Origin of the sequence: Flavisolibacter ginsengisoli DSM 18119, from assembly GCF_900129295.1 — a bacterium.
Lineage (GTDB): Bacteria > Bacteroidota > Bacteroidia > Chitinophagales > Chitinophagaceae > Flavisolibacter > Flavisolibacter ginsengisoli.
This window is the reverse complement of sequence record NZ_FQUU01000004.1, coordinates 52,794-72,233: the sequence shown is the minus strand read 5'-3', so window position 1 is coordinate 72,233 and position 19,440 is coordinate 52,794. Positions and strand designations below refer to the sequence as shown.

Annotated in this window: 19 protein-coding genes; 10 read left to right on the top strand and 9 right to left on the bottom strand. The window is 40.2% G+C overall.

The features are described from left to right. Positions 1–14: 14 nt before the first annotated feature. Complete coding sequence (gene gyrA / locus BUA53_RS05875; RefSeq protein ID WP_072834417.1) at positions 15–2,609, bottom strand: DNA gyrase subunit A; 2,595 nt, start codon at positions 2,607–2,609, stop codon at positions 15–17. A 206-nt stretch (positions 2,610–2,815) separates the two neighbouring features. Between gyrA and BUA53_RS05870 the strand changes: the two genes are divergently transcribed. Next, positions 2,816–3,733 (top strand): hypothetical protein, encoded by a 918-nt coding sequence (locus tag BUA53_RS05870; RefSeq protein ID WP_072834416.1) that lies wholly within the window; start codon positions 2,816–2,818, stop codon positions 3,731–3,733. Positions 3,734–3,794: 61 nt separating this feature from the next. Next, a complete protein-coding gene (locus BUA53_RS05865; protein ID WP_072834415.1) occupies positions 3,795–5,309 on the top strand; it encodes a saccharopine dehydrogenase C-terminal domain-containing protein in 1,515 nt (504 codons plus the stop codon). Positions 5,310–5,315: 6 nt separating this feature from the next. Here BUA53_RS05865 and BUA53_RS05860 read toward each other — a convergent pair whose 3' ends face one another. Together BUA53_RS05860 and BUA53_RS05855 are read right to left on the bottom strand one after the other, a co-directional pair. Next, positions 5,316–6,005: an SIR2 family NAD-dependent protein deacylase gene (locus tag BUA53_RS05860; RefSeq protein WP_072834413.1), complete on the bottom strand. Its 690-nt coding sequence runs from the start codon at positions 6,003–6,005 to the stop codon at positions 5,316–5,318. Between the two features lie 18 nt (positions 6,006–6,023). Further along, on the bottom strand, positions 6,024–6,812 hold the full coding sequence (locus BUA53_RS05855) for a 5'-nucleotidase, lipoprotein e(P4) family (RefSeq protein WP_072834412.1): 789 nt from the start codon (positions 6,810–6,812) through the stop codon (positions 6,024–6,026). A gap of 96 nt (positions 6,813–6,908) precedes the next feature. Here BUA53_RS05855 and BUA53_RS05850 point away from each other — a divergent pair, with 96 nt between their 5' ends. After that, positions 6,909–7,145: a hypothetical protein gene (locus BUA53_RS05850; RefSeq protein WP_072834410.1), complete on the top strand. Its 237-nt coding sequence runs from the start codon at positions 6,909–6,911 to the stop codon at positions 7,143–7,145. 64 nt (positions 7,146–7,209) lie between these two features. Here the strand turns inward: BUA53_RS05850 and BUA53_RS05845 are convergent, their stop codons facing one another. Further along, positions 7,210–7,623 carry an EVE domain-containing protein gene (locus BUA53_RS05845; RefSeq protein ID WP_072834408.1) on the bottom strand — a complete coding sequence of 138 codons (414 nt, stop codon included), beginning with the start codon at positions 7,621–7,623 and terminating at the stop codon, positions 7,210–7,212. A 161-nt stretch (positions 7,624–7,784) separates the two neighbouring features. On the opposite strand from BUA53_RS05845, the gene BUA53_RS05840 reads away from it, so the two are divergent. Next, complete coding sequence (locus BUA53_RS05840; protein ID WP_072834406.1) at positions 7,785–8,357, top strand: fasciclin domain-containing protein; 573 nt, start codon at positions 7,785–7,787, stop codon at positions 8,355–8,357. 111 nt (positions 8,358–8,468) lie between these two features. Here the strand turns inward: BUA53_RS05840 and BUA53_RS05835 are convergent, their stop codons facing one another. From BUA53_RS05835 to pdhA, 4 genes are read right to left on the bottom strand one after another with little or no spacing between them, the layout of a single operon-like run. Then, the gene (locus tag BUA53_RS05835) at positions 8,469–9,188 is read right to left on the bottom strand and encodes a (Fe-S)-binding protein (RefSeq protein ID WP_072834404.1); all 720 of its coding nucleotides are present in this window, start codon (positions 9,186–9,188) and stop codon (positions 8,469–8,471) included. A gap of 1 nt (position 9,189) precedes the next feature. After that, the gene (gene ribH / locus BUA53_RS05830) at positions 9,190–9,693 is read right to left on the bottom strand and encodes a 6,7-dimethyl-8-ribityllumazine synthase (RefSeq protein ID WP_072834403.1); all 504 of its coding nucleotides are present in this window, start codon (positions 9,691–9,693) and stop codon (positions 9,190–9,192) included. A gap of 11 nt (positions 9,694–9,704) precedes the next feature. Beyond that, positions 9,705–10,394, bottom strand: coding sequence for a tetratricopeptide repeat protein (locus BUA53_RS05825; protein ID WP_072834401.1), 690 nt, complete (start codon positions 10,392–10,394; stop codon positions 9,705–9,707). 30 nt (positions 10,395–10,424) lie between these two features. Next, complete coding sequence (gene pdhA / locus BUA53_RS05820; RefSeq protein WP_072834675.1) at positions 10,425–11,420, bottom strand: pyruvate dehydrogenase (acetyl-transferring) E1 component subunit alpha; 996 nt, start codon at positions 11,418–11,420, stop codon at positions 10,425–10,427. Positions 11,421–11,620: 200 nt separating this feature from the next. Here pdhA and BUA53_RS05815 point away from each other — a divergent pair, with 200 nt between their 5' ends. After that, complete coding sequence (locus BUA53_RS05815) at positions 11,621–12,136, top strand: hypothetical protein (RefSeq protein WP_072834674.1); 516 nt, start codon at positions 11,621–11,623, stop codon at positions 12,134–12,136. On the opposite strand, the gene BUA53_RS05810 is transcribed toward BUA53_RS05815, so the two are convergent. After that, on the bottom strand, positions 12,133–14,541 hold the full coding sequence (locus BUA53_RS05810) for an outer membrane beta-barrel protein (RefSeq protein WP_072834400.1): 2,409 nt from the start codon (positions 14,539–14,541) through the stop codon (positions 12,133–12,135). The two genes, BUA53_RS05815 and BUA53_RS05810, sit on opposite strands and share 4 nt — an antisense overlap. 162 nt (positions 14,542–14,703) lie before the next feature. Here BUA53_RS05810 and miaB point away from each other — a divergent pair, with 162 nt between their 5' ends. Genes miaB through secG form a run of 5 tightly spaced genes read left to right on the top strand, consistent with a single transcriptional unit; the run spans position 14,704 to position 19,390 of the window. Next, positions 14,704–16,161, top strand: coding sequence for a tRNA (N6-isopentenyl adenosine(37)-C2)-methylthiotransferase MiaB (miaB, locus tag BUA53_RS05805; RefSeq protein ID WP_072834398.1), 1,458 nt, complete (start codon positions 14,704–14,706; stop codon positions 16,159–16,161). A 9-nt stretch (positions 16,162–16,170) separates the two neighbouring features. Next, positions 16,171–17,409: a sigma-54 interaction domain-containing protein gene (locus tag BUA53_RS05800; RefSeq protein ID WP_072834397.1), complete on the top strand. Its 1,239-nt coding sequence runs from the start codon at positions 16,171–16,173 to the stop codon at positions 17,407–17,409. A 45-nt stretch (positions 17,410–17,454) separates the two neighbouring features. Beyond that, positions 17,455–17,994 carry an LPS assembly lipoprotein LptE gene (gene lptE, locus BUA53_RS05795; RefSeq protein ID WP_072834396.1) on the top strand — a complete coding sequence of 180 codons (540 nt, stop codon included), beginning with the start codon at positions 17,455–17,457 and terminating at the stop codon, positions 17,992–17,994. 12 nt (positions 17,995–18,006) lie between these two features. After that, positions 18,007–19,032, top strand: coding sequence for a hypothetical protein (locus BUA53_RS05790; protein WP_072834395.1), 1,026 nt, complete (start codon positions 18,007–18,009; stop codon positions 19,030–19,032). A gap of 1 nt (position 19,033) precedes the next feature. Further along, the gene (gene secG, locus BUA53_RS05785) at positions 19,034–19,390 is read left to right on the top strand and encodes a preprotein translocase subunit SecG (protein ID WP_072834394.1); all 357 of its coding nucleotides are present in this window, start codon (positions 19,034–19,036) and stop codon (positions 19,388–19,390) included. Positions 19,391–19,440: the final 50 nt, after the last annotated feature.

The following is a 19,440-nucleotide window of genomic DNA, read 5'->3' as shown; positions in this document are numbered from 1 at the left end:
CTTGTTTTTAATATTTATGATTGAACGGGATCCTCTCCTTCAGATGTATTTTCCTTTAAATTGGTTGTTTCATCTATAGGAGTTATTTCTGTAGCCACTTCATGTTCCTCAGCAACCACCTCCACTTCGTCCTGTTCGTCAACCTTTGTAATGGCTGCTATCTCATCTCCTTCATTGATCCGGATCAGTTTAACTCCTTGTGTAGCACGTCCCTGCTCCCTGATATCAGATACTTTCATCCTTATGGTAACACCGCTTTTACAAGTGATCATCATATCCTCTTTTTCACTTACGTCAACGATCCCTATCAATCTACCGGTCTTTTCTGTTACACTAATGGTTTTCACCCCTTTGCCTCCTCTGTTGGTAATACGATATTCTTCTACGGGTGATCTTTTTCCAAAACCTTTTTCACTTACCACCATTACAGTCCTGTCTGGCGTACTTGGATTTACACAAATCATACCAACTACCTGATCCGTAACATCATCTACTTCAATGCCACCGACGCCTATTGCACCCCGCCCGGTTGGACGAACTTTTGTTTCCGGAAAACGAATGGCACGGCCTGAAGCCACTGCCAGCATTATTTCACAATTGCCATCAGTTAATTTGGCTTCCAGCAATTGGTCACCTTCTACAATAGTGATGGCATTAACACCCGTCTGTCTTGGACGACTGAAATCAGCCAATGCTGTTTTCTTAATGACCCCTTTCCTGGTACAAAGAACAATGTAATGGTTGCTAACAAAATCAACATCCTGCAAGTCTGCAATATCTATGATAGCCCTGATCTTGTCATCTGGAGCTATTTGTAATAAATTCTGAATGGCTCTGCCTTTGCTGTTCTTTTCTCCTTCAGGTATCTGGTATACATTTAACCAGTAGCATCTTCCTTTCTCGGTAAAGAAGATCATGGTGTGATGGGTAGAAGCAACGAAAAGGTGTTCTATGTAATCCTCTTCTCTTGTCTTTCCACCTACAGCTCCCCTGCCGCCCCTTCTTTGAGATCTGAACTCTGTAGCAGATGTACGTTTGATATAACCTAAATGCGAAATGGTGATCACTACATCTTCTTCCTTGATAAGATCTTTGATGCTCATCTCGTTGTCCAGGAAGGTGATGTCTGTTTTACGGGCATCTCCAAATTTATCTTTTACTTCTTTTAGCTCTGTTTTGATGATGTCAAAACGTATTCCTTCATTGGCAAGGATCTCTTTAAGGTGAGCTATCAGCTTCATCAGTTCATCATATTCCTGTTTGATCTTGTCTCTTTCCATGCCTGTCAATCGCTGCAGACGCAATTCCAGGATGGCCTTAGCCTGGATCTCATCGAGACCCCAGCCTGCGTTGATCAGGTTTTCTTTAGCTACATCAGGTGTAGAAGAGGCGCGGATCAAGGCAATAACCTCGTCCAGGTGATCCAGGGCTATTAAATAACCTTGTAAAATATGAGCTCTTTTCTCAGCTTCCCTCAATTCATATTTTGTACGGCGTACCACTACCTCATGACGGAATTCAATGAACTCACTAATCATTTCCTTGAGGTTAAGCAGTCGGGGACGGCCTTTTACAATAGCTACATTATTTATACCATAGCTGGTTTGTAATTCTGTGAACTTAAATAGCTGGTTCACTACCAAATTCGCAACAGCATCCCTTTTCAGGTCTACCACAATACGGGTGCCTTCTTTATTATTAGATTCGTTGTTGATGTGTGCAACTCCTTCAATGATCTTTTCATTCACCAACTGCCCAATACGGTCGCAAAGTGAATCACGGTTTACCTGGTAAGGAACTTCTGTTATGATGATCTGCTCCCGGCCACTTGGTTTTGTATCTATATGAAGTTTTCCTCTTAATACGACCCTTCCCCTTCCAAAATGAAAACCTGCCTTAATACCTTCCATTCCGTAAATGGTGCCACCCGTTGGAAAGTCCGGGGCTTTTACGAATTGCATGAGTTCATCAATGGTGATATCGCGATTGTCTATGAAAGCTATGCAACCATCAATAACCTCACTTAAGTTATGAGGCATCATGTTGGTAGCCATACCAACAGCAATACCGCTGGAACCATTCAATAATAGTTGCGGAATACGGGTAGGTAGCACAGTTGGTTCTTCCAGGGAATCATCAAAGTTGAACTGGAAGTCAACAGTTTCCTTATCAATATCCTGCAGCATGGCTTCAGCCATACGTTGCATTCTCACCTCTGTATACCTCATAGCCGCCGGACCATCTCCGTCCTGGCTACCGAAGTTTCCTTGCCCATCAACCAGGGTATATCGCATGCTCCATTCCTGGGCCATACGCACCATAGCATCATATACAGATGAGTCTCCATGTGGGTGATACTTACCCAACACCTCTCCCACTATACGGGCTGATTTCTTGTGGGCACGATTATGAGCCATTCCCAGCTCATTCATGGCAAAAAGGATACGGCGGTGAACAGGTTTCAAACCATCCCGAACATCAGGCAATGCACGCCCCACGATCACTGACATGGAATAGTCAATGTAGGCGGTTTTCATTTGCTCTTCGATGTTTACTGGAATGATCCGGTTGAAATCATTTGTTTGTTGCGGTTGAATATTTTCTTCCATTCTCGGGACTTGTTAAATGCGATTTTTAAGGTCAGCAAATGTACCCTTTTTAGCCCTAAGAACCTGATGAGCTGAGGTATTTTAAGGACATATTACCATCAAATCCAAAAGTTTGGCTATATATCCCTTATTTCACCTTTTTTGAATTATTCCAAAGTGCGGGCACGGAATTTTTAGTAATGAATTTGTGCCTAAATGTTAAGTTTATGGTTAACTATTTGTTGCTGCGGAACGGAAAGCTTTTTGGGCCATTTACTTTGGAAGATTTAAAGTCTTTTGGGCTTCAATCGTCTGACCAGGTACGTATTGACCATGAACAATCTACATGGCGGTCAATATTTGAAATAGAGGCATTGCAAGACTGCCTGGAAGATACCTTTTCAGAAACTATTTCAGATGTAAATACTGATAAAGGATCAATAGGCAAGCTTACTTCACCTAATGTTTCTTACGAACCATTCCTTTTTAAAAAGCGATTTTCCTCTATTAACTCTAAAGTCAAAAATTCTTTTCCAAAAGATCCCTATTCTGATTTTGAAGAGAATAGTATTTTATGGTTTATCAGGTTGTTTAAACAAAATCCTTTTACTGTAGCCTACGTTTTTATACTTATCGTAGGCGGCACCATTTTATTAAAGAATATTGTTGATAAACTAATCAGGAATACTTTTCCTATGGAGCAAATTTCAATGGTTGCCACTTCCAAAACCCAGATCAAAAAAGCTTCTGAGAAAATGTATCAAAATGCATTGGTTCGGGAATGGATACCTCCTCAACAGAAATTCAGGAAAGCTCGTAAAACAGTTGTTTCACCTCAGGATATTATAAAACACCTGACTCTTACATCAAATAAATATAAGAAAGGGTTCTTTGGAGGCATAAGTGATCTTAACCTGACTATTCACAATACATCTAATCATTTTGTTAACCAGGTAGAGATTGAATTAACCTATAAGGATAACAATGAAAAGACGCTTGATACAAAAAATTTCCAGGTTGAGTCTATTTCCCCCCATGGGAATAAGGTAATTAGTATTCCTCCTTCACGTAGGGGTGTTAAGGTTAGTTATAGAATCCTGAACATTTATGCCAGTCATCCACAGTCCTTATCAAAGGAGATATAAAGGAATACCCACATTTCCAGATCCCATCCTATAATTTACAAGCTTACATTTGTTATATAGTATGAAAAGTATTTTATTATTTGGTGCCGGTAAATCAGCAACTGTTCTGATTGATTATTTATTAAAGAACGCTGAAAAAGAACAATGGCACTTAACGCTTGCAGATGCCCATCCTGGCATGAGCCAGGAAAAGATTGGTGGATCAATTTTCGGCACTGCTGTTACTATTGATATATCTAATGAGCAAGAGAGAATATCCCTGATTACACAGGCTGATATAGTGATTTCATTATTGCCCCCGGCATATCATATTATTGTAGCAAGAGACTGCATAACATTTTCTAAAAACCTTTTGACCGCTTCTTATATTGATGAATCCATGCGCAGTCTTTGTGAGAATATTGAAGGGAAGGATTTACTTTTTTTATGTGAAATGGGCCTGGATCCGGGAATTGACCATATGAGTGCAAAAAAAATGATCGACGACATCCATGAAAAAAATGGCAGGATCAATTCCTTTATTTCGCACTGCGGTGGATTGGTTGCACAAGAAAGTGATAACAATCCATGGCATTATAAAATTAGCTGGAACCCAAGGAATGTTGTTATGGCTGGCAAGGCAGGAGCTATTTATAAACAAGGCGGAGAGATTGTTGAATTAAATTATGAAGATCTTTTTGCTGAAAAGAGGTATGTGGCTATCCCGGGAAGTGAAGCTTTGTGCTGGTACCCCAACCGTGATTCCCTGGGTTATATTTCCAAATACGGATTACAGGAAGCAAATACTTTTATCCGTACTACTTTACGTCATCCAGATTACATATATGGTTGGAAGAATATTATCGACCTCAAGCTGACTTCAGAAGATATTTTTTACAACACAGATAAATGTAGCCTTTCCATGTTCTTCAGGGAGCATATGGATAAGAATGGGTTTAGTGAATGGCTCGAAAATAAACTCCGTGATCAATTTGATTTGTCTAAGGGCTTGTTAGCCGAACTGGTTAACCTGGTAGAACTGGAACAAAAAGCCGCAGATAAAGGTGTAGATACTCCCGATGAAATTATGATGGTTGACGGTAAGGGTGACCTGCAGAAAGTGGATATAGATGACCTGAAGATTAATGCTGCTGCAACATTAGCAGATAAAATGCATGATGCTAGCCTAACTTTAAAACAGCTTTTTTATTTGGGAATGGATGATGATACAACGATGATCAATAAAGGTAAATGCAGTGCTTCAGAGGTTTTGCAATTTGCGTTGGAAAAAAAACTTGCCTTACAGCCCGGAGATAAAGATTTGGTCATTATGCTTCATGAAATCGAATATACCCTGGACAACCAAAAGTATAAATCTACAGCATCTCTTGTAGTAACCGGTGAAAATGATGCAAATACGGCAATGGCAAAAACCGTTGGACTTCCATTGGGAATTGCTGCTAAATTGATCCTGAATGGAACCATCCATGATAAAGGGCTATTGATCCCGATTTATAAATCTATTTATCTTCCTGTTTTAGAGGAATTGAAAGAACATGGAATATCCTTTTTGGAAGAGACGATAGCTTTGAATTAATATACATTATTTATATTCTGCTAACATTACACTTAACTCCTGCATCCCTTCACTTGCTAATTTTTCAATAGCGACAAAATTATGCTGATTAGTGAAAGGAATTTTCTTATCCACTATGAATTTGGGTATGTTATGTGGAACATAATGAAGTAAGCCTGCAGCCGGGTAAACTACAAGAGATGTACCCACTATTAAAAAAATGTCTGCTGTTTTAGCAATTTCTATCGCATCTTCCATCATGGGTACGGCTTCCTCAAACCACACAATATGGGGCCTCAATTGATGACCATCTTCAGCCACATCCCCTATTTGTATTTCATCTTGTATAGGATATATGAGATTTTCATTACGCTCACTTCGCATCTTTAGAATTTCACCATGGAGGTGAATTATTGAACCGGAACCTGCACGTTCATGCAAGTCGTCAATATTCTGAGTAATGATGGTCACATTAAAATCCTTTTCTAATTCTGCCAATGCATAGTGGGCTGCATTTGGTTTTGCATTTATAACGCTTTTTCGCCTTGCATTATAAAACTCCAGTACTAATGCAGGGTTTCTGCGCCACGCAGTAGCAGTTGCAACTTCGTTAATGTCGTAGCCTTCCCAAAGTCCGTCTGAATCACGAAAAGTCTTCAGGCCGCTTTCTGCACTAATGCCTGCTCCCGTTAAAACAACCAATTTCTTTTTTTCCATAACTAAAACATCTTTGTTTCAATAGGATTTCAAATCAATTCTTATAACGGAGTCCTTTTGCTGAAGGCTTAACCCGCTTTTTTTATAAAATGCGGGTTCCCAATCACCATAGTTTGGATTAGGAAGTATTATAAAACGATCACCAAACATTAAGGCTGATTGTAGGGTATTATTTTCTCTTTCCTGTTGCGGCTTTTTATCAAACAGGTTACTGAAGTCTGCAAGGTTATCTCCAATTAATAATAACACATCATAATTGGCCATTATATTTTGTCTTCTTTCTTCTTTACTGGATACACCCTGGCGCATGAGCAAATGGCTATTATCTGTATTGGGAAGCTGGTATTTGGCCAGGTTGGCTAATGTGGCGGCTTTTTCCCTTTCATCGCGGTTTGTTACATAGAAAATAGTGATTCCCCTGGAAGCTGCATACTTTAAAAATGATGGCGCACCTGGTACAGTATCAGCAATAGCTTTGGATGTCCATTGATACCATGATGCGGGGTCATAATCTTTGCCATTCAAAGCCTGGTGAACAGCATAAGGACTATTGTCTAATACAGTTTCATCAATGTCAGTAATTATAGCTTTTGGTTTAGATCCATTATTTGCCTCGTTAACTCTAAGCCTTGCTATATTATATGCCTGGAAACAAAGGGCTTTATATTCCGCTGCTTTTTGTTGGTATATGCTTGTAAAAAGTTTTCCATCAACTACTATAGATTGGGCAGGAACTGATGTGACCGATTGCCTGGTCGTTATACAACTACAAAAAATCACTAAACCGAATATTCCATATTTTTTCATGGGTATATATTATGGCACAAAGGTATAATTCCCCAATTCATATGTAGCGGTGAATAGTTTGGACTTTTTTTTGTTGGAATAAAGAAAAAGATACGTATGGCAGAACAAAGATTTGAAGTATTGCTCGATGGAGTTCCGTATTCCGTAACAGCCAGTCCTTTCGAGTTCAATACAGAAACCCGGTACAAGGTGCAATACAATGGGAACGAGCATATTTTTACGTGGGATTCCAGCCTCGGCAGGCTGGCCTCCATTGATGACGATGCAGGTATTATTCCCGATAATCTGGAATTAGAAATTGCAAGAAAGTTACAGTCATCAACCCGGGTTTAAATTAAAAAAGTAGCAATGATCATTGCTACTTTTTTAATTATTCCAATAAGTATCGCGTTTCACATTAAGATCCTGCCTTAGCTAGTTCCAGCACGGCCTTCCATTCTGTCTCTGTTACTGGTTGTACAGAAAGTCTGCTGATACGAAGCAGGGCCATTTCCTGTAATCTTTTATCGTTTTTGATTTGCTTCATGCTCACAGGGTTCTTTAAACTCTTAATGGGTTTTAAGTCTACTGTTACCCAGGCATCTTCTGAAGTAGTAGGATCCTGGTATGCTTCCTTTACTACCTTAGCAATACCAACTATCGACAACCCTTCATTGCTGTGATAATAAAAAACTTCATCTCCCTTTTTCATTGCTTTTAAATGATTGCGGGCAGCATAATTTCTTACGCCTTCCCATGATGTTTTTCCATCTTTCTGAAATTGCTCCCAGCTATATACAGAAGGTTCTGATTTTACTAACCAATAAGCCATTGTAGGTAGAATAAATAATTAAAGTATTTCCGGCTTTATTACAAAACCGCTGTTTACACTGCAAGGATAAAATATTTTGAATTGGTAAATCTAAATTTTATAGTACTGCGTATTTATTCCTGGTACTTCAATTTATCCATTAACATACAAAGTCAAAACAAATGAAAAAGATCGCTACATCCGTTGCATTATTTATTGCAATTATGGCAACGCAAAAAACTATGGCCCAGGCCAGCATGACAATGAAAGAAAGCACTGTAGAAGTGGGAGGTTCACCTATGTATCCTTCAAAAAACATTATTGAAAATGCAGTAAATTCAAAAGACCATACTACTTTGGTCGCAGCAGTAAAAGCTGCGGGCCTTGTTGAAACGTTACAAGGAAAAGGCCCCTATACTGTCTTTGCGCCTACTAATGCTGCATTCGATAAATTGCCTGCAGGAACCATTGATGTTCTTTTAAAGCCTGAAAACAAAGCTCAACTAACTTCTATCCTAACTTACCACGTAGTTCCTGGAAAATTAAGTAGCCAGGAATTAATGAAGTGGGTGAAAAAGGGAGGTGGTAAAGCAGAATTGAAAACAGTGCAGGGAGGAAAATTATGGATCCTTGAAAATTCAGAAGGTCTATGGGTAAAAGATGAAAAGGGTAATACAGCAAAGATCAGCATAGCAGATGTCAATCAAAGTAATGGAGTAATCCATGTTATAGATACAGTGCTGATGCCAAAATGATTTCCAGGTATAGCATAAATAACGAAGCCGCAAGTTTTACAAACTTGCGGCTTCATTTAGTCTGCATTATCTTTGAGAATCATTTATTTTATAAGGTACGACAACTGGTTTTTACCAGCCTTGCGCCAATACATCAGCCAAATGCATGGTCTTTAAAGAATGTTTCCGGTTATCAATATATCCCTGCAAATGCATCAGGCAGGAAAGGTCAGTGGAAACCAGGTATTCGGCACCGGTAGCTAATGCATGTTCAACTTTTTGCTCAGCCATCCCAATTGAAATTCCTTCAAACTTTACAGCGAAAGTTCCCCCGAAACCACAACAGGTTTCTACATCCTCCATTTCAACTATCTCTAATCCTTTCACTTTTGAAAGCAATAAACGGGGTTCGTTCTTAATCCCGCATTCTCTAAGTCCTGCACAAGAGTCATGATAGGTAGCTTTCCCTGGCAAGGACGCTCCAAAACTTGTAATGCCCAATTTGTTAACCAGGAAATCAGACAATTCAAAACTGTTTTGCCCGATAGCTTTTACTTCATTATGCAGCGAAGAATTTTCAAATAGCTTAGGATAATAATTACGGATAAAGCCAATGCAACTGGCACTAGGCGCTACAATGATTTGGTTAGGATCAAAATCGTTTAAAAACTTAGTACAAACCTCACGTGCATCATCCCAGAAACCTGCATTAAAAGCCGGCTGACCACAGCAGGTTTGGGATGTATTGTAGCTGACATTACACCCCGCTTTTTCCAGGACCTTGATCATGTTGAAGGCGGTTTCAGGAAACAGCTGGTCAACAAAACAGGGAATAAATAGCTGGATATTCATCTTATTGTTTTCCTTCCTTAAATTCCTTATTCAATAACATCATCTTTAGCGCAGTGACAGCGGCTTCCTCTCCCTTATGACCATGAATGCCTCCTATCCTTTCCCTTGCCTGTTGTTCATTATCTACTGTAAGTACACCAAAAATTACAGGTACTTCCAATAAAAGATTTAATTGGGTAATGCCATCAGTTACGGACTGGCATACATAATCAAAATGAGGTGTGCCACCCCTGATCACGCAGGCAAGCGCAATGAAGGCAGTTGCTGCTGCAGGGCTGCCACAGGTTGCATATTGTTTGATGGCAAAAGGTATCTCTATAGCGCCTGGAACAACGATAGTTTTTGAAGCAATACCGTAGCCTTCCAACATCTTCCTGCAACCACTTTCCAATTCGTCAATAATCGCTGCGTTCCATTCAGTTTTGACTAAAACAACAAGGGCATCCTTTAACTGTTGGATGCCCTCAATTTCTTGTAAAAGCTTACTATTAGCAATATCTGCCATTATGATTTCAATTAATCCACATTATAAACTCCGGCCTGTGCCAGGTATTTATCAGCTTCCATGGTATAAGTACTTTGTGGAAACTTCTTTTTTAATTCTTTATACAGGTCAATTGCTTGTTTCTTATCATTTAAAACACGGTCAGCAAAATAAGCTGCCAGGAACAAATACTCTGAAGAACCTTGTTCGTCTGTTTCAAATTCATGGGCAGCTTTTTTATAATAGCTGAATGCATCTGCATTTTTTCCTTCACCCGCATATGCATCAGCCAGTAATTTATAAGAACGGGCTTTGATCTGTTCGGCATCAGTATCGAAGTCTTTTAAAGATTTTTCTGCTTTAGCATAATCCCCGGTTTTCAGGTAAATGGTTCCTGCATAGAACTTTGCCATATTTCCGGCATCAGTGCCACCATATTGGCTTATTACTTTTTCAAATCCAGGGTACTGTCCATCGCCTTTCAAGGCCTTGTTCAGTGAATCGGCACGGTAATATTCTTCTGCTTTGAAAATAGCTTCTGCGGCCTTTTTCTCTTTTGGTGCTTTAACCAGGTATTTATAGGCAAGGTATCCGCCTCCTACCACAATAATGGCAGCACATACCATCAGTATGGGACGATTATATCGAGCCCAGAAATCTTTAGCCCGTTCAACCACTTCTTCATTTTCTGCTTGGTGGCGTGGATGTTTAACTTCAGCCATGAATATTCATTGTTTAATTTGGTGGAATAATTAATCCGTGATAAACGGATAGTTTTGGTCAACGTATACATCTTTCAACACTTCATCATCTGATGGCCATGGAGATTCTTCAGCAAACTTTACGCTTTCTTCTACAGCTTTATTTACCCGTTCATTGATCTGGTTGATTTCCTCTTCAGTTGCCAGTTTATTATCTAAGATGGTCTTCAATAAAGCAGTGATGGGATCCTGGTTCTTATATTCTTCAACTTCTTCTTTCGTCCGGTATTTCTGTGGGTCTGAAATAGAGTGACCCTTATAGCGATAGGTTTTGATCTCCAGTAAAGTGGGGCCGCCTTTTTCCCTGGCTCTTTTTACCGCCCTGGAAACTCCTTCATGAACGGCTTCGGCACTCATGCCATCAATAACATCAGCAGGCATTTCATACGCATCAGCCAGCTTATAGATATCAGTTATATTAGAGGTGCGGCTTACAGAAGTACCCATTGCGTAATTATTGTTCTCACAAATGAATACCACTGGTAATTTCCACAACATGGCCAGGTTAAAGGTTTCATGCAACATACCCTGGCGGGCAGCTCCATCACCAAAATAGGTCAGTACCACGTTATCTGTTCCGCGGTATTGCTCTGCGAAGGCCAGTCCGGCACCTGTACCGATCTGGGCACCTACAATACCATGGCCTCCATAGAAATTCTCCTTCTTGCCAAAAAAGTGCATGCTTCCACCCTTTCCTTTGGCACAGCCTGTGGACTTGCCATACAATTCAGCCATACAGGAATTAACTGATATTCCTTTAGCAATAGCCAAACCATGATCACGATAAGCAGTAATGAACATATCTTCTGGTCGCGTGGCAGTCATGCATCCGGCGGCTATAGCTTCCTGCCCTACATAGGCATGAAAAAAACCGCGGATCTTTCCTTCCATCTTATACTTTTCTTCTGCCATGAGCTCAAACTGGCGGATGAGCTGCATTAATTCGTACCAATACAGGTAGGTCTCTCTTGAAAATTTAGTAGCCAAGGCTGCAATTTTGAGCCGCAAAAATAAGGGAATACCGCTTTAATATCTTGTTTATCATTCAGAGATTTCAGTTTTAAGTCCTTAAGCGCCAGCTATAATTAGTTTTTTTGGCAATAATTTATACCAGGAATGCTGTTTTCATTGCCTTATCCGGGAACTGACCGTTGCAGGTTTTTATTCCAGAGGCCTACCTTTGCCTTATGAATTTAGAATACAGAGAACTTTTACCAGATAACTTTCCAGGTAACAGTAAAGTATGGATTTATCAAAGCTCCAGGCTGTTCACCTTATCAGAAGCACTCGAGATCGAAACACTTCTGAACAAATTTGCTGCTGAATGGCGTTCACACGGTGCAGAAGTAAATGCCTATTGCAATTTATTCTTTGGGCAGTTCATTGTTTTGATGGCTGACGAATCGCAGGTGGGTGTTGGTGGATGCAGCACGGATTCTTCTGTTCGTTTTATTAAGGACCTGAGTGAAAAATTTGGAGTTGATCTGCTCAATCGCACCAACCTTGCCTTTGTAATTAAGGATAAGATACAGGTATTGCCTATGAGCCAGTTGCCATATGCTTTTGAAAATGGGTTTATTAACGGGGATACCTTGTTTTTTGATAACCTGGTGCTTAATAAAGCAGCCCTGGAATCAAAATGGATCGTACCAGTTAAGGAATCCTGGTTGGCCTCCAAACTGCCTTTACAGGTTCCATCCTAAGGCGCAGGTTTTTGATTATTAAATACCTTTTTAATAGCAGCCATCTTTTTACTGCTTCCATTATTGGAAAAAACATACGATAGTGTCAGCCTGAAATTCCTTGTTTGAGCGCTATTGTAATTTTCCTGGGTGAAGCCAGTACCAAAGGTCCAGGACCTGTTTTCCTGTTGCAGAAAAGGATCAGTTATAGTAAGGTTGACTACCAGTTTCTTTTCCAGCAGTCTTGCCTGGAAGCCCATATTCATACCTAAAGAACTTCTTGTGGCACCCTGGGGATTGGCATAACGATTATAGGTAAAGCTACCGGTTGCGCTATAGAGATCTTTCCAGTTGTAATTACCATTCAGGTTAAAGGATAATGAACCTCCATCTTTGAATTTCCTGTTTTCTTTGTCGTAAGCACTATAAATTCTATAGGCATAACGGCCACTCATATTCAACTTTACTTTTTGATGGATGGACAATCCATTCCAGCTGCTTATTTCATATTCTCTGCTCCCGCTGATATTTTGCCAGGTAATTTCCTGTGGGCTGATCCTTATCTGGCTGAATACTTCGGCTGACTGGTTATAACCAAGGGCAATATTGCTGTAAGCACCATTTTTTGATTTGCCAACTACCAGGTCAAAATTGTTGGAAAGAGAAGGTTTTAATCCCAGATTGCCATACCTTATATTATATTGATCTGAAGAATCTATGGTGGGGTTCATTTCATTCACACCAGGCCTCCGTATGGTGCGACGGTAAGATAAACTGAGTGAATACATTTTATTCCAGTTCTTACTCAGTCTTGCAAATGGAAGATAATTCCAATAAGCATTTTTATCAATTGAATTGCTCTTGAATAGATTAAATCTCAAACTTGTCTTCTCTGCCGCGAGACCTGTAGAAATATTAAAATCCTCTCCAAACAATTGCCTGATGGAACCTCGCATATTTGTGATGTGCTGGTAATAAAGAAAATGATTGGTGAGTGCTTCCAAAGCATCCCAACTTAAACTGCTGGTATTGAGAAAAGAAGCATCGGAATTCATATCTGAACGGCTGGTATTGTAATAACTTCCCAAAGAAATAAATGTCTTCTTATTATCAAAAGGAAGGTCATAATTCAACCGGATATTTTTTCCTGTGTAATAATTGTTCATTACCTGTCTTTGGGTGGAATCTTTGCCGGAAGCACTATGGTCAGGATTAAAATATTCTTCATAAAATTCCCTCGAGCTAGTGTTATCAGACCGATTAAAGCTGGATATAACCTGGAAGGCTTCGCCTGCCCTCCTGGTCTTAGCAGTATAACTTAAGGTAAGATCCGGGCTATAGTTAACCCCTTTATTATGAATGGTCCTGTCAAAAAGCCTGGTTATTTCGCCATTTGCATTTGAGGCAATGTATTCAAGGTTATTGAAGTTGTTGAAATGGTTTTGATTGTATTGAAGCACAAAGTTCAGGTTGTGGTATTTATTTACATCATAATTGACAGAAGCCCGCCCATTAGGCCTCAGGTTATCATTTCGGTAATGATTCACTGACTGCAATGCAGAATTATTTGTATAGATCCTGCTATAATAACCATTGCCAACGTAAATATTATATCCTGCGCCTGCATGCATCGAAAATGTCAATCCCTGCTTGCGGTATTGCAAGCTAATGTTACCACCTTCCTCTCCCCTTGTACCAGCATAAACACTGACCCTGCCATTGATGCCAACAGTGCCTTTTCTGGTCACAATATTGATAACACCACCCTCTTCACCGGCATATTGTGGCGGTGGATTGGTCAATACTTCTATTTTCTCAATTGAGCTTCCGGGCATTGATTCCAACAGGTCCTGTAACTGTTCCAGGTTTAATTCAACAGGCTTGTCATCTATTAAGATCTTTGGTGATTTGCCCCGCACCATTATTTTGCCGGAAGGGTCTTTCGATATCAACGGAACATTGGCTAATAGATCGCTGGCATTACTACCTGCACTCAGGGCAGATTCACCGGCATTGAAAGTGATATTTCCATCCTTACTTTGGATCAAAGGTTTTTCTGCATATACAATAACCACATCCAGGCCTGAAGCTTCATTTGGTTTCAAAATGATATCATTCAGGTTAAAGTCAAAACGTTCCATCCGGAAATAAATGCTGTCAAGTACCACAGTCTGTAAGCCTGTATAAGAAATCTTTAATTTGTAAAATCCAAATGGGATATTGTTCATTTCAAAATCTCCATTGGCTCCTGTCAATACGGTCTTTGAATTGAAGGTATCCCTGAAAGAGAGCAATTGAACGGTGGCGCCACCAAGTGCTTTGTTTTGTTCGTCCAAAACAGCACCTGTAAGTATTCCCACATTTTTTTCCTGTGCCCAACTATTAAAAAAACCGGCAATAAAAATCAATAAAACCCAACGCTTCATTCCTTTCAAAGATAATTACCCGGGATAGTAACCTTAACAATGAGCAAAAAAGAACCATGGTTTTACTTTTTATTTATTCTCTAATGGATTTCCTAAAATCTGTCATCCTGTCACTTTCACAGTCTTAATTATTTATCTTTGCAGCCAATTTTAGAGGAAATTATGTTTGAAGTAGCAACCACCAAGGTGCATGATGAGGCAAGACAGGGAGAAGCTTATGCTCCATTTGATAATGATCCTAACTTATACCAGCGTCGGTTTTATATAGAAAGCTATGGGTGCCAGATGAATTTCAGTGACAGCGAGATCGTAGCATCTATTTTATCAGCTGAAGGTTTTGGAGCAACAAGGAACTTTGAAGAAGCTGACCTGATATTACTTAACACCTGCTCTATCCGGGAGAAGGCTGAACAAACTGTAAGAAAACGTTTGACAGAATTCAGAAAGCTAAAGAAAGGAAGACCTTCAACCCTCATTGGTGTTTTAGGGTGCATGGCTGAAAGATTGAAATCAAAATTCCTGGAAGAAGAAAAATTGGTAGATATAGTAGTAGGTCCTGATGCTTACCGTACACTGCCACAACTTATAGCTGAGGCAGATGGAGGACAAAAAGGGGTTAATGTTCTTTTAAGCCGCGACGAAACTTATGCTGACATCTCCCCAATACGCTTAAATAGTAATGGCATCACAGCTTTTGTAAGTATTATGAGGGGTTGCAATAATATGTGCTCCTTTTGCGTGGTGCCTTTTACCAGGGGCAGGGAACGTAGTCGCAACGTTCAAAGTATACTGAAAGAATGCCAGGATTTGTTTGATGCGGGATATAAAGAAGTTACGCTACTTGGACAAAATGTAGATAGCTATTATTTTGTTCCTGATGAAACTGCGGTTGACAACACCATTCCCGGTGATCCGGCAATAAAACCAGGGGTTGTAAACTTTGCCCGGCTTTTGGAACTGGTAGCTCTTATCTCCCCAGACCTCAGGGTCCGTTTTTCCACTTCCCATCCCAAGGATATTACTGACGAGGTGTTGCATACGATGGCCAAATACGAGAACATCTGTAAATATATTCACCTGCCTCTTCAAAGCGGTTCTACAAGAATGTTGCAGTTAATGAACCGAAGCTATACCCGGGAATGGTATATGTCTAAAGTGGAAAGAATAAGGGAAATTCTCCCTGGCTGTGGAATCAGCTCTGACATCATTGCTGGTTTTTGCACCGAAACAGAAGAAGATCACAGGGATACACTTGACATGATGGAATTTGCCAGGTACGACATGAGCTATATGTTTTTTTACAGCGAAAGGCCTGGAACCCTCGCACAGCGCAGGTATGAAGATGACATTCCCCTGGAAATAAAGAAAAGAAGGTTGCAGGAAATTGTTGAAGTTCAAAACCGGCTTTCCCTGGAAAGCAACCTGAAGGATCTTGGAAAAACTTTCAAAGTATTAATAGAAGCTGAATCTAAAAAAAGCAAAGAGCACTGGATGGGCAGATCAGGAGAGAATAAAGTGATCGTATTCCCTAAAGGGAGCTCCAATTACAAGCCAGGTGATTATGTTCATGTTAAGGTCAGTGAATGTACACAGGCTACATTATTAGGCGAATTAGTTTAAACCATACGAATGGATCTACAGAGTATCAAAAACAGGTTTGGAATTATAGGTAACTCACCAGCGCTAAACTATGCCTTGCAGGTAGCAACGCAGGTGGCCAATACAGACCTGACGGTCTTAATATCAGGTGAAAGTGGTGTGGGAAAAGAAGCCTTCTCGCATATCATTCATTCTCTTTCATCCCGCAAACACAATCCCTTCATTGCAGTGAACTGTGGGGCCATCCCTGAAGGTACGATTGATTCTGAATTATTTGGTCATGAAAAAGGTTCCTTTACGGGTGCAGCAGACAGCCGTAAAGGTTATTTCGAAACTGTCAATAGCGGCACCATATTTCTTGACGAAATAGGTGAAATGCCATTAGGTACCCAGGCGCGATTGCTGCGTGTTTTGGAAAGCGGAGAATTTATCCGTGTTGGTTCTTCTAAAGTGCAGAAGACAGATGTGCGTGTAATTGCTGCAACCAATAAGGACCTGCTGCAACTGGTGCAACAACATAAATTCAGGGAAGACCTGTATTACAGGTTGAATACAGTACCTATCAGGGTGCCCTCTTTACGTGACCGCAAGGAAGATATTCCACTTCTATTCAGAAAATTTGCTGTAGACTTTGCAGAACGCTATAAGACCTCTCCGGTGCAACTGGATGATGAAGCCAGGCAATCACTGATGAATTATCCTTTTGCCGGTAATATCAGGGAATTGAAAAACATTGCTGAGCAGATATCCGTGTTGGCTGTGGACAGGCAGATCAATGGAAAAGAATTGGGCCGTTTTCTTCCGGAAACCAATACCAACCGTTTGCCCATTTTGGCGCATGTGAACGGACAGGAATCACATGAATTTAATAATGAAAGAGATATTTTGTACAAGCTCTTTTTCGATATGAAAAGAGATGTAACAGAATTGAAAAGATTGTTTTTTGAAGTCATTCAAAACCCTTCACTTGCACACCAGAATCCCGGTTTTTTGAACGAGGTTAAGGAATTGCAAACTTCAGATATAAGCGCACCTGTTTTAGTATCTTCAAATGTTCCTTCTGCTTCCCAGCCTGTGGTAATGCACGCCGGTGACATTCATGATCACGAAGAAGTTGAAGAAAGCCTGAACATTATGGATAAAGAAAAGGAACTAATCATAAAAGCTTTGAAAAAACACAGGGGGAAAAGAAAGGATGCAGCCATGGATTTAGGCATTAGCGAAAGAACCCTTTACCGTAAATTAAAGGAATATGATATTGACCAGTAAAGCCGGAAAGCTTTACTAAATCATACCGGGAAATAAATAATAATTATGCGCTCAAGATCTTCAATAGCTTTATTCCTCTGCATTGGGTTTATATTAATACTTATAAATTTTTCATTTTCTTCCTGTGGAGTTTATAGTTTTAATGATGTTGGCACTATACCAGACAGTATTAAAACGGTGCGGGTAAATTTTATTGAAAACAGGGCACCATATGTGAATCCACAGTTAAGTCCTACACTTACTGATAGGTTGAAACAAAAGATAACCAGCCAGACAAGACTTTCCAGCACCACCAACGATAATGCCAACTGGGATATCAGCGGAAGCATCACCGATTATTCTGTCAGCACTTCTGGTGTAACCAATACCAATGGACGCGCCCAATCTTCTTTGAACAGGCTTACAGTTTCTGTACATATCATTTTGAATAACCAGCTTTCCAGCCATGTGCAGGAGTTTGACATCAGCCGCAGTTTTGATTTTAGTTCCAGTCAAAGCTTGCAACAGGCTGAGGCAGGTTTGCTTGATGAAATGATACGTAACCTCACGGATGAAATTTTCAACCGTATATTTTCCAATTGGTAGTAAATTGCCGACATGAGCGAAAGAACACATGCACTGGCTCAACATTTGTTTGGCAAAGCGACGATTGATGAATGCGACCTGTCTGAAGTAAAAGGACTGGCACAACGCTATCCATATTTTGCTCCTGCACAATTCCTCTTGCTTGAAAAATTAAAACAGGAAGGTGCAGAAGCATATAACGCTCAGTTACAAAAAGCAATTCTATATTATCCGGACCCATTGCAATTCCAGTATTTTATTAATTCAGGCAGGTATTATACCGAGATCAGTTTTGATGACCAGGAAATTGCACCAGTTGAAATAGCTGATAAGATTTACGGTGATGAGCCAATTGCCACTGTAGTTGTGAATGAAGAACAAGATGCCCGTGATTTTAATACTACTTTAGAAGAAACTGAAGTGGGCACAGGTTTAGAGATAGCTGAAGTCCCAATGGAGGAGCCGGAGCGAGGCCATGAACCCGAGGCAGATAATGAGCCGGTAACTATTGAACCGGAAGTGCCGCCCACATTAATGGAACCGGATAAGGAAAATGAAATCAATAATACCCATATAACTGCAGTAAGTGAAACTGGCATTTCCACAGTTGATGAAACCACGGAGCAACCACCTGCTCCTGTGGCAGGCTTATTAAAAGATAAGTTAAACGAACCAGTAAAAGACACTGGCATCAGCTTTGAACCTTTTCATATGGTAGACTATTTTGCTTCGCAGGGTATTAAGATCTCCCAGGAAGAACTTCCAAAGGATAAATTTGGCAAACAGGTTAAAAGCTTTACGGAGTGGTTAAAGACAATGAAGCGATTACCAGCTACGCAGTTGACTGCTTCAGTTGATGCCGGTACTGAAACAAAGGTCCAGAATATGGCGCTGAATTCTATCCACGATGCCAGTGTGTGGACGGAAGCAATGGCTGAAGTGTGGGTTAAGCAGGGAAATGCTTCAAAAGCTATCGAAGTTTATAACAAATTAAGTTTGCTTAATCCCTCTAAAAGGGCTTATTTTGCAACGAAAATTGAAAATCTAAAGCGTTCCTGATATGACCTTGTTATTTGTTATCCTGATTATTGTGGCTTCTATAGTATTAAGTTTGATCGTATTGGTTCAAAACCCTAAGGGTGGAGGCCTGGCTGGAAACATTGCCGGATTTAGCAACCAGTTCATGGGTGTAAAGCAAACAACAGATGTACTTGAAAAAGGTACATGGATCTTTGCAGCAGTTATTGGTATTCTTTGTATTGTTTCTACCTTTTTCATATCTGGTGGTCAGCAGGTTCGTGATCGTATAGATAATGTAACAAATGGTCCGGTACCGGCTCAACAGCCCGTACAGCAACCACAGCAGGCACCAAACACTGGCACTTTCCCCGCTCAACCCCAGAACAATCCTAAATAATTAATTCTTTATAATTGGAAACCCTGTCCTGAAAGACAGGGTTTTTTATT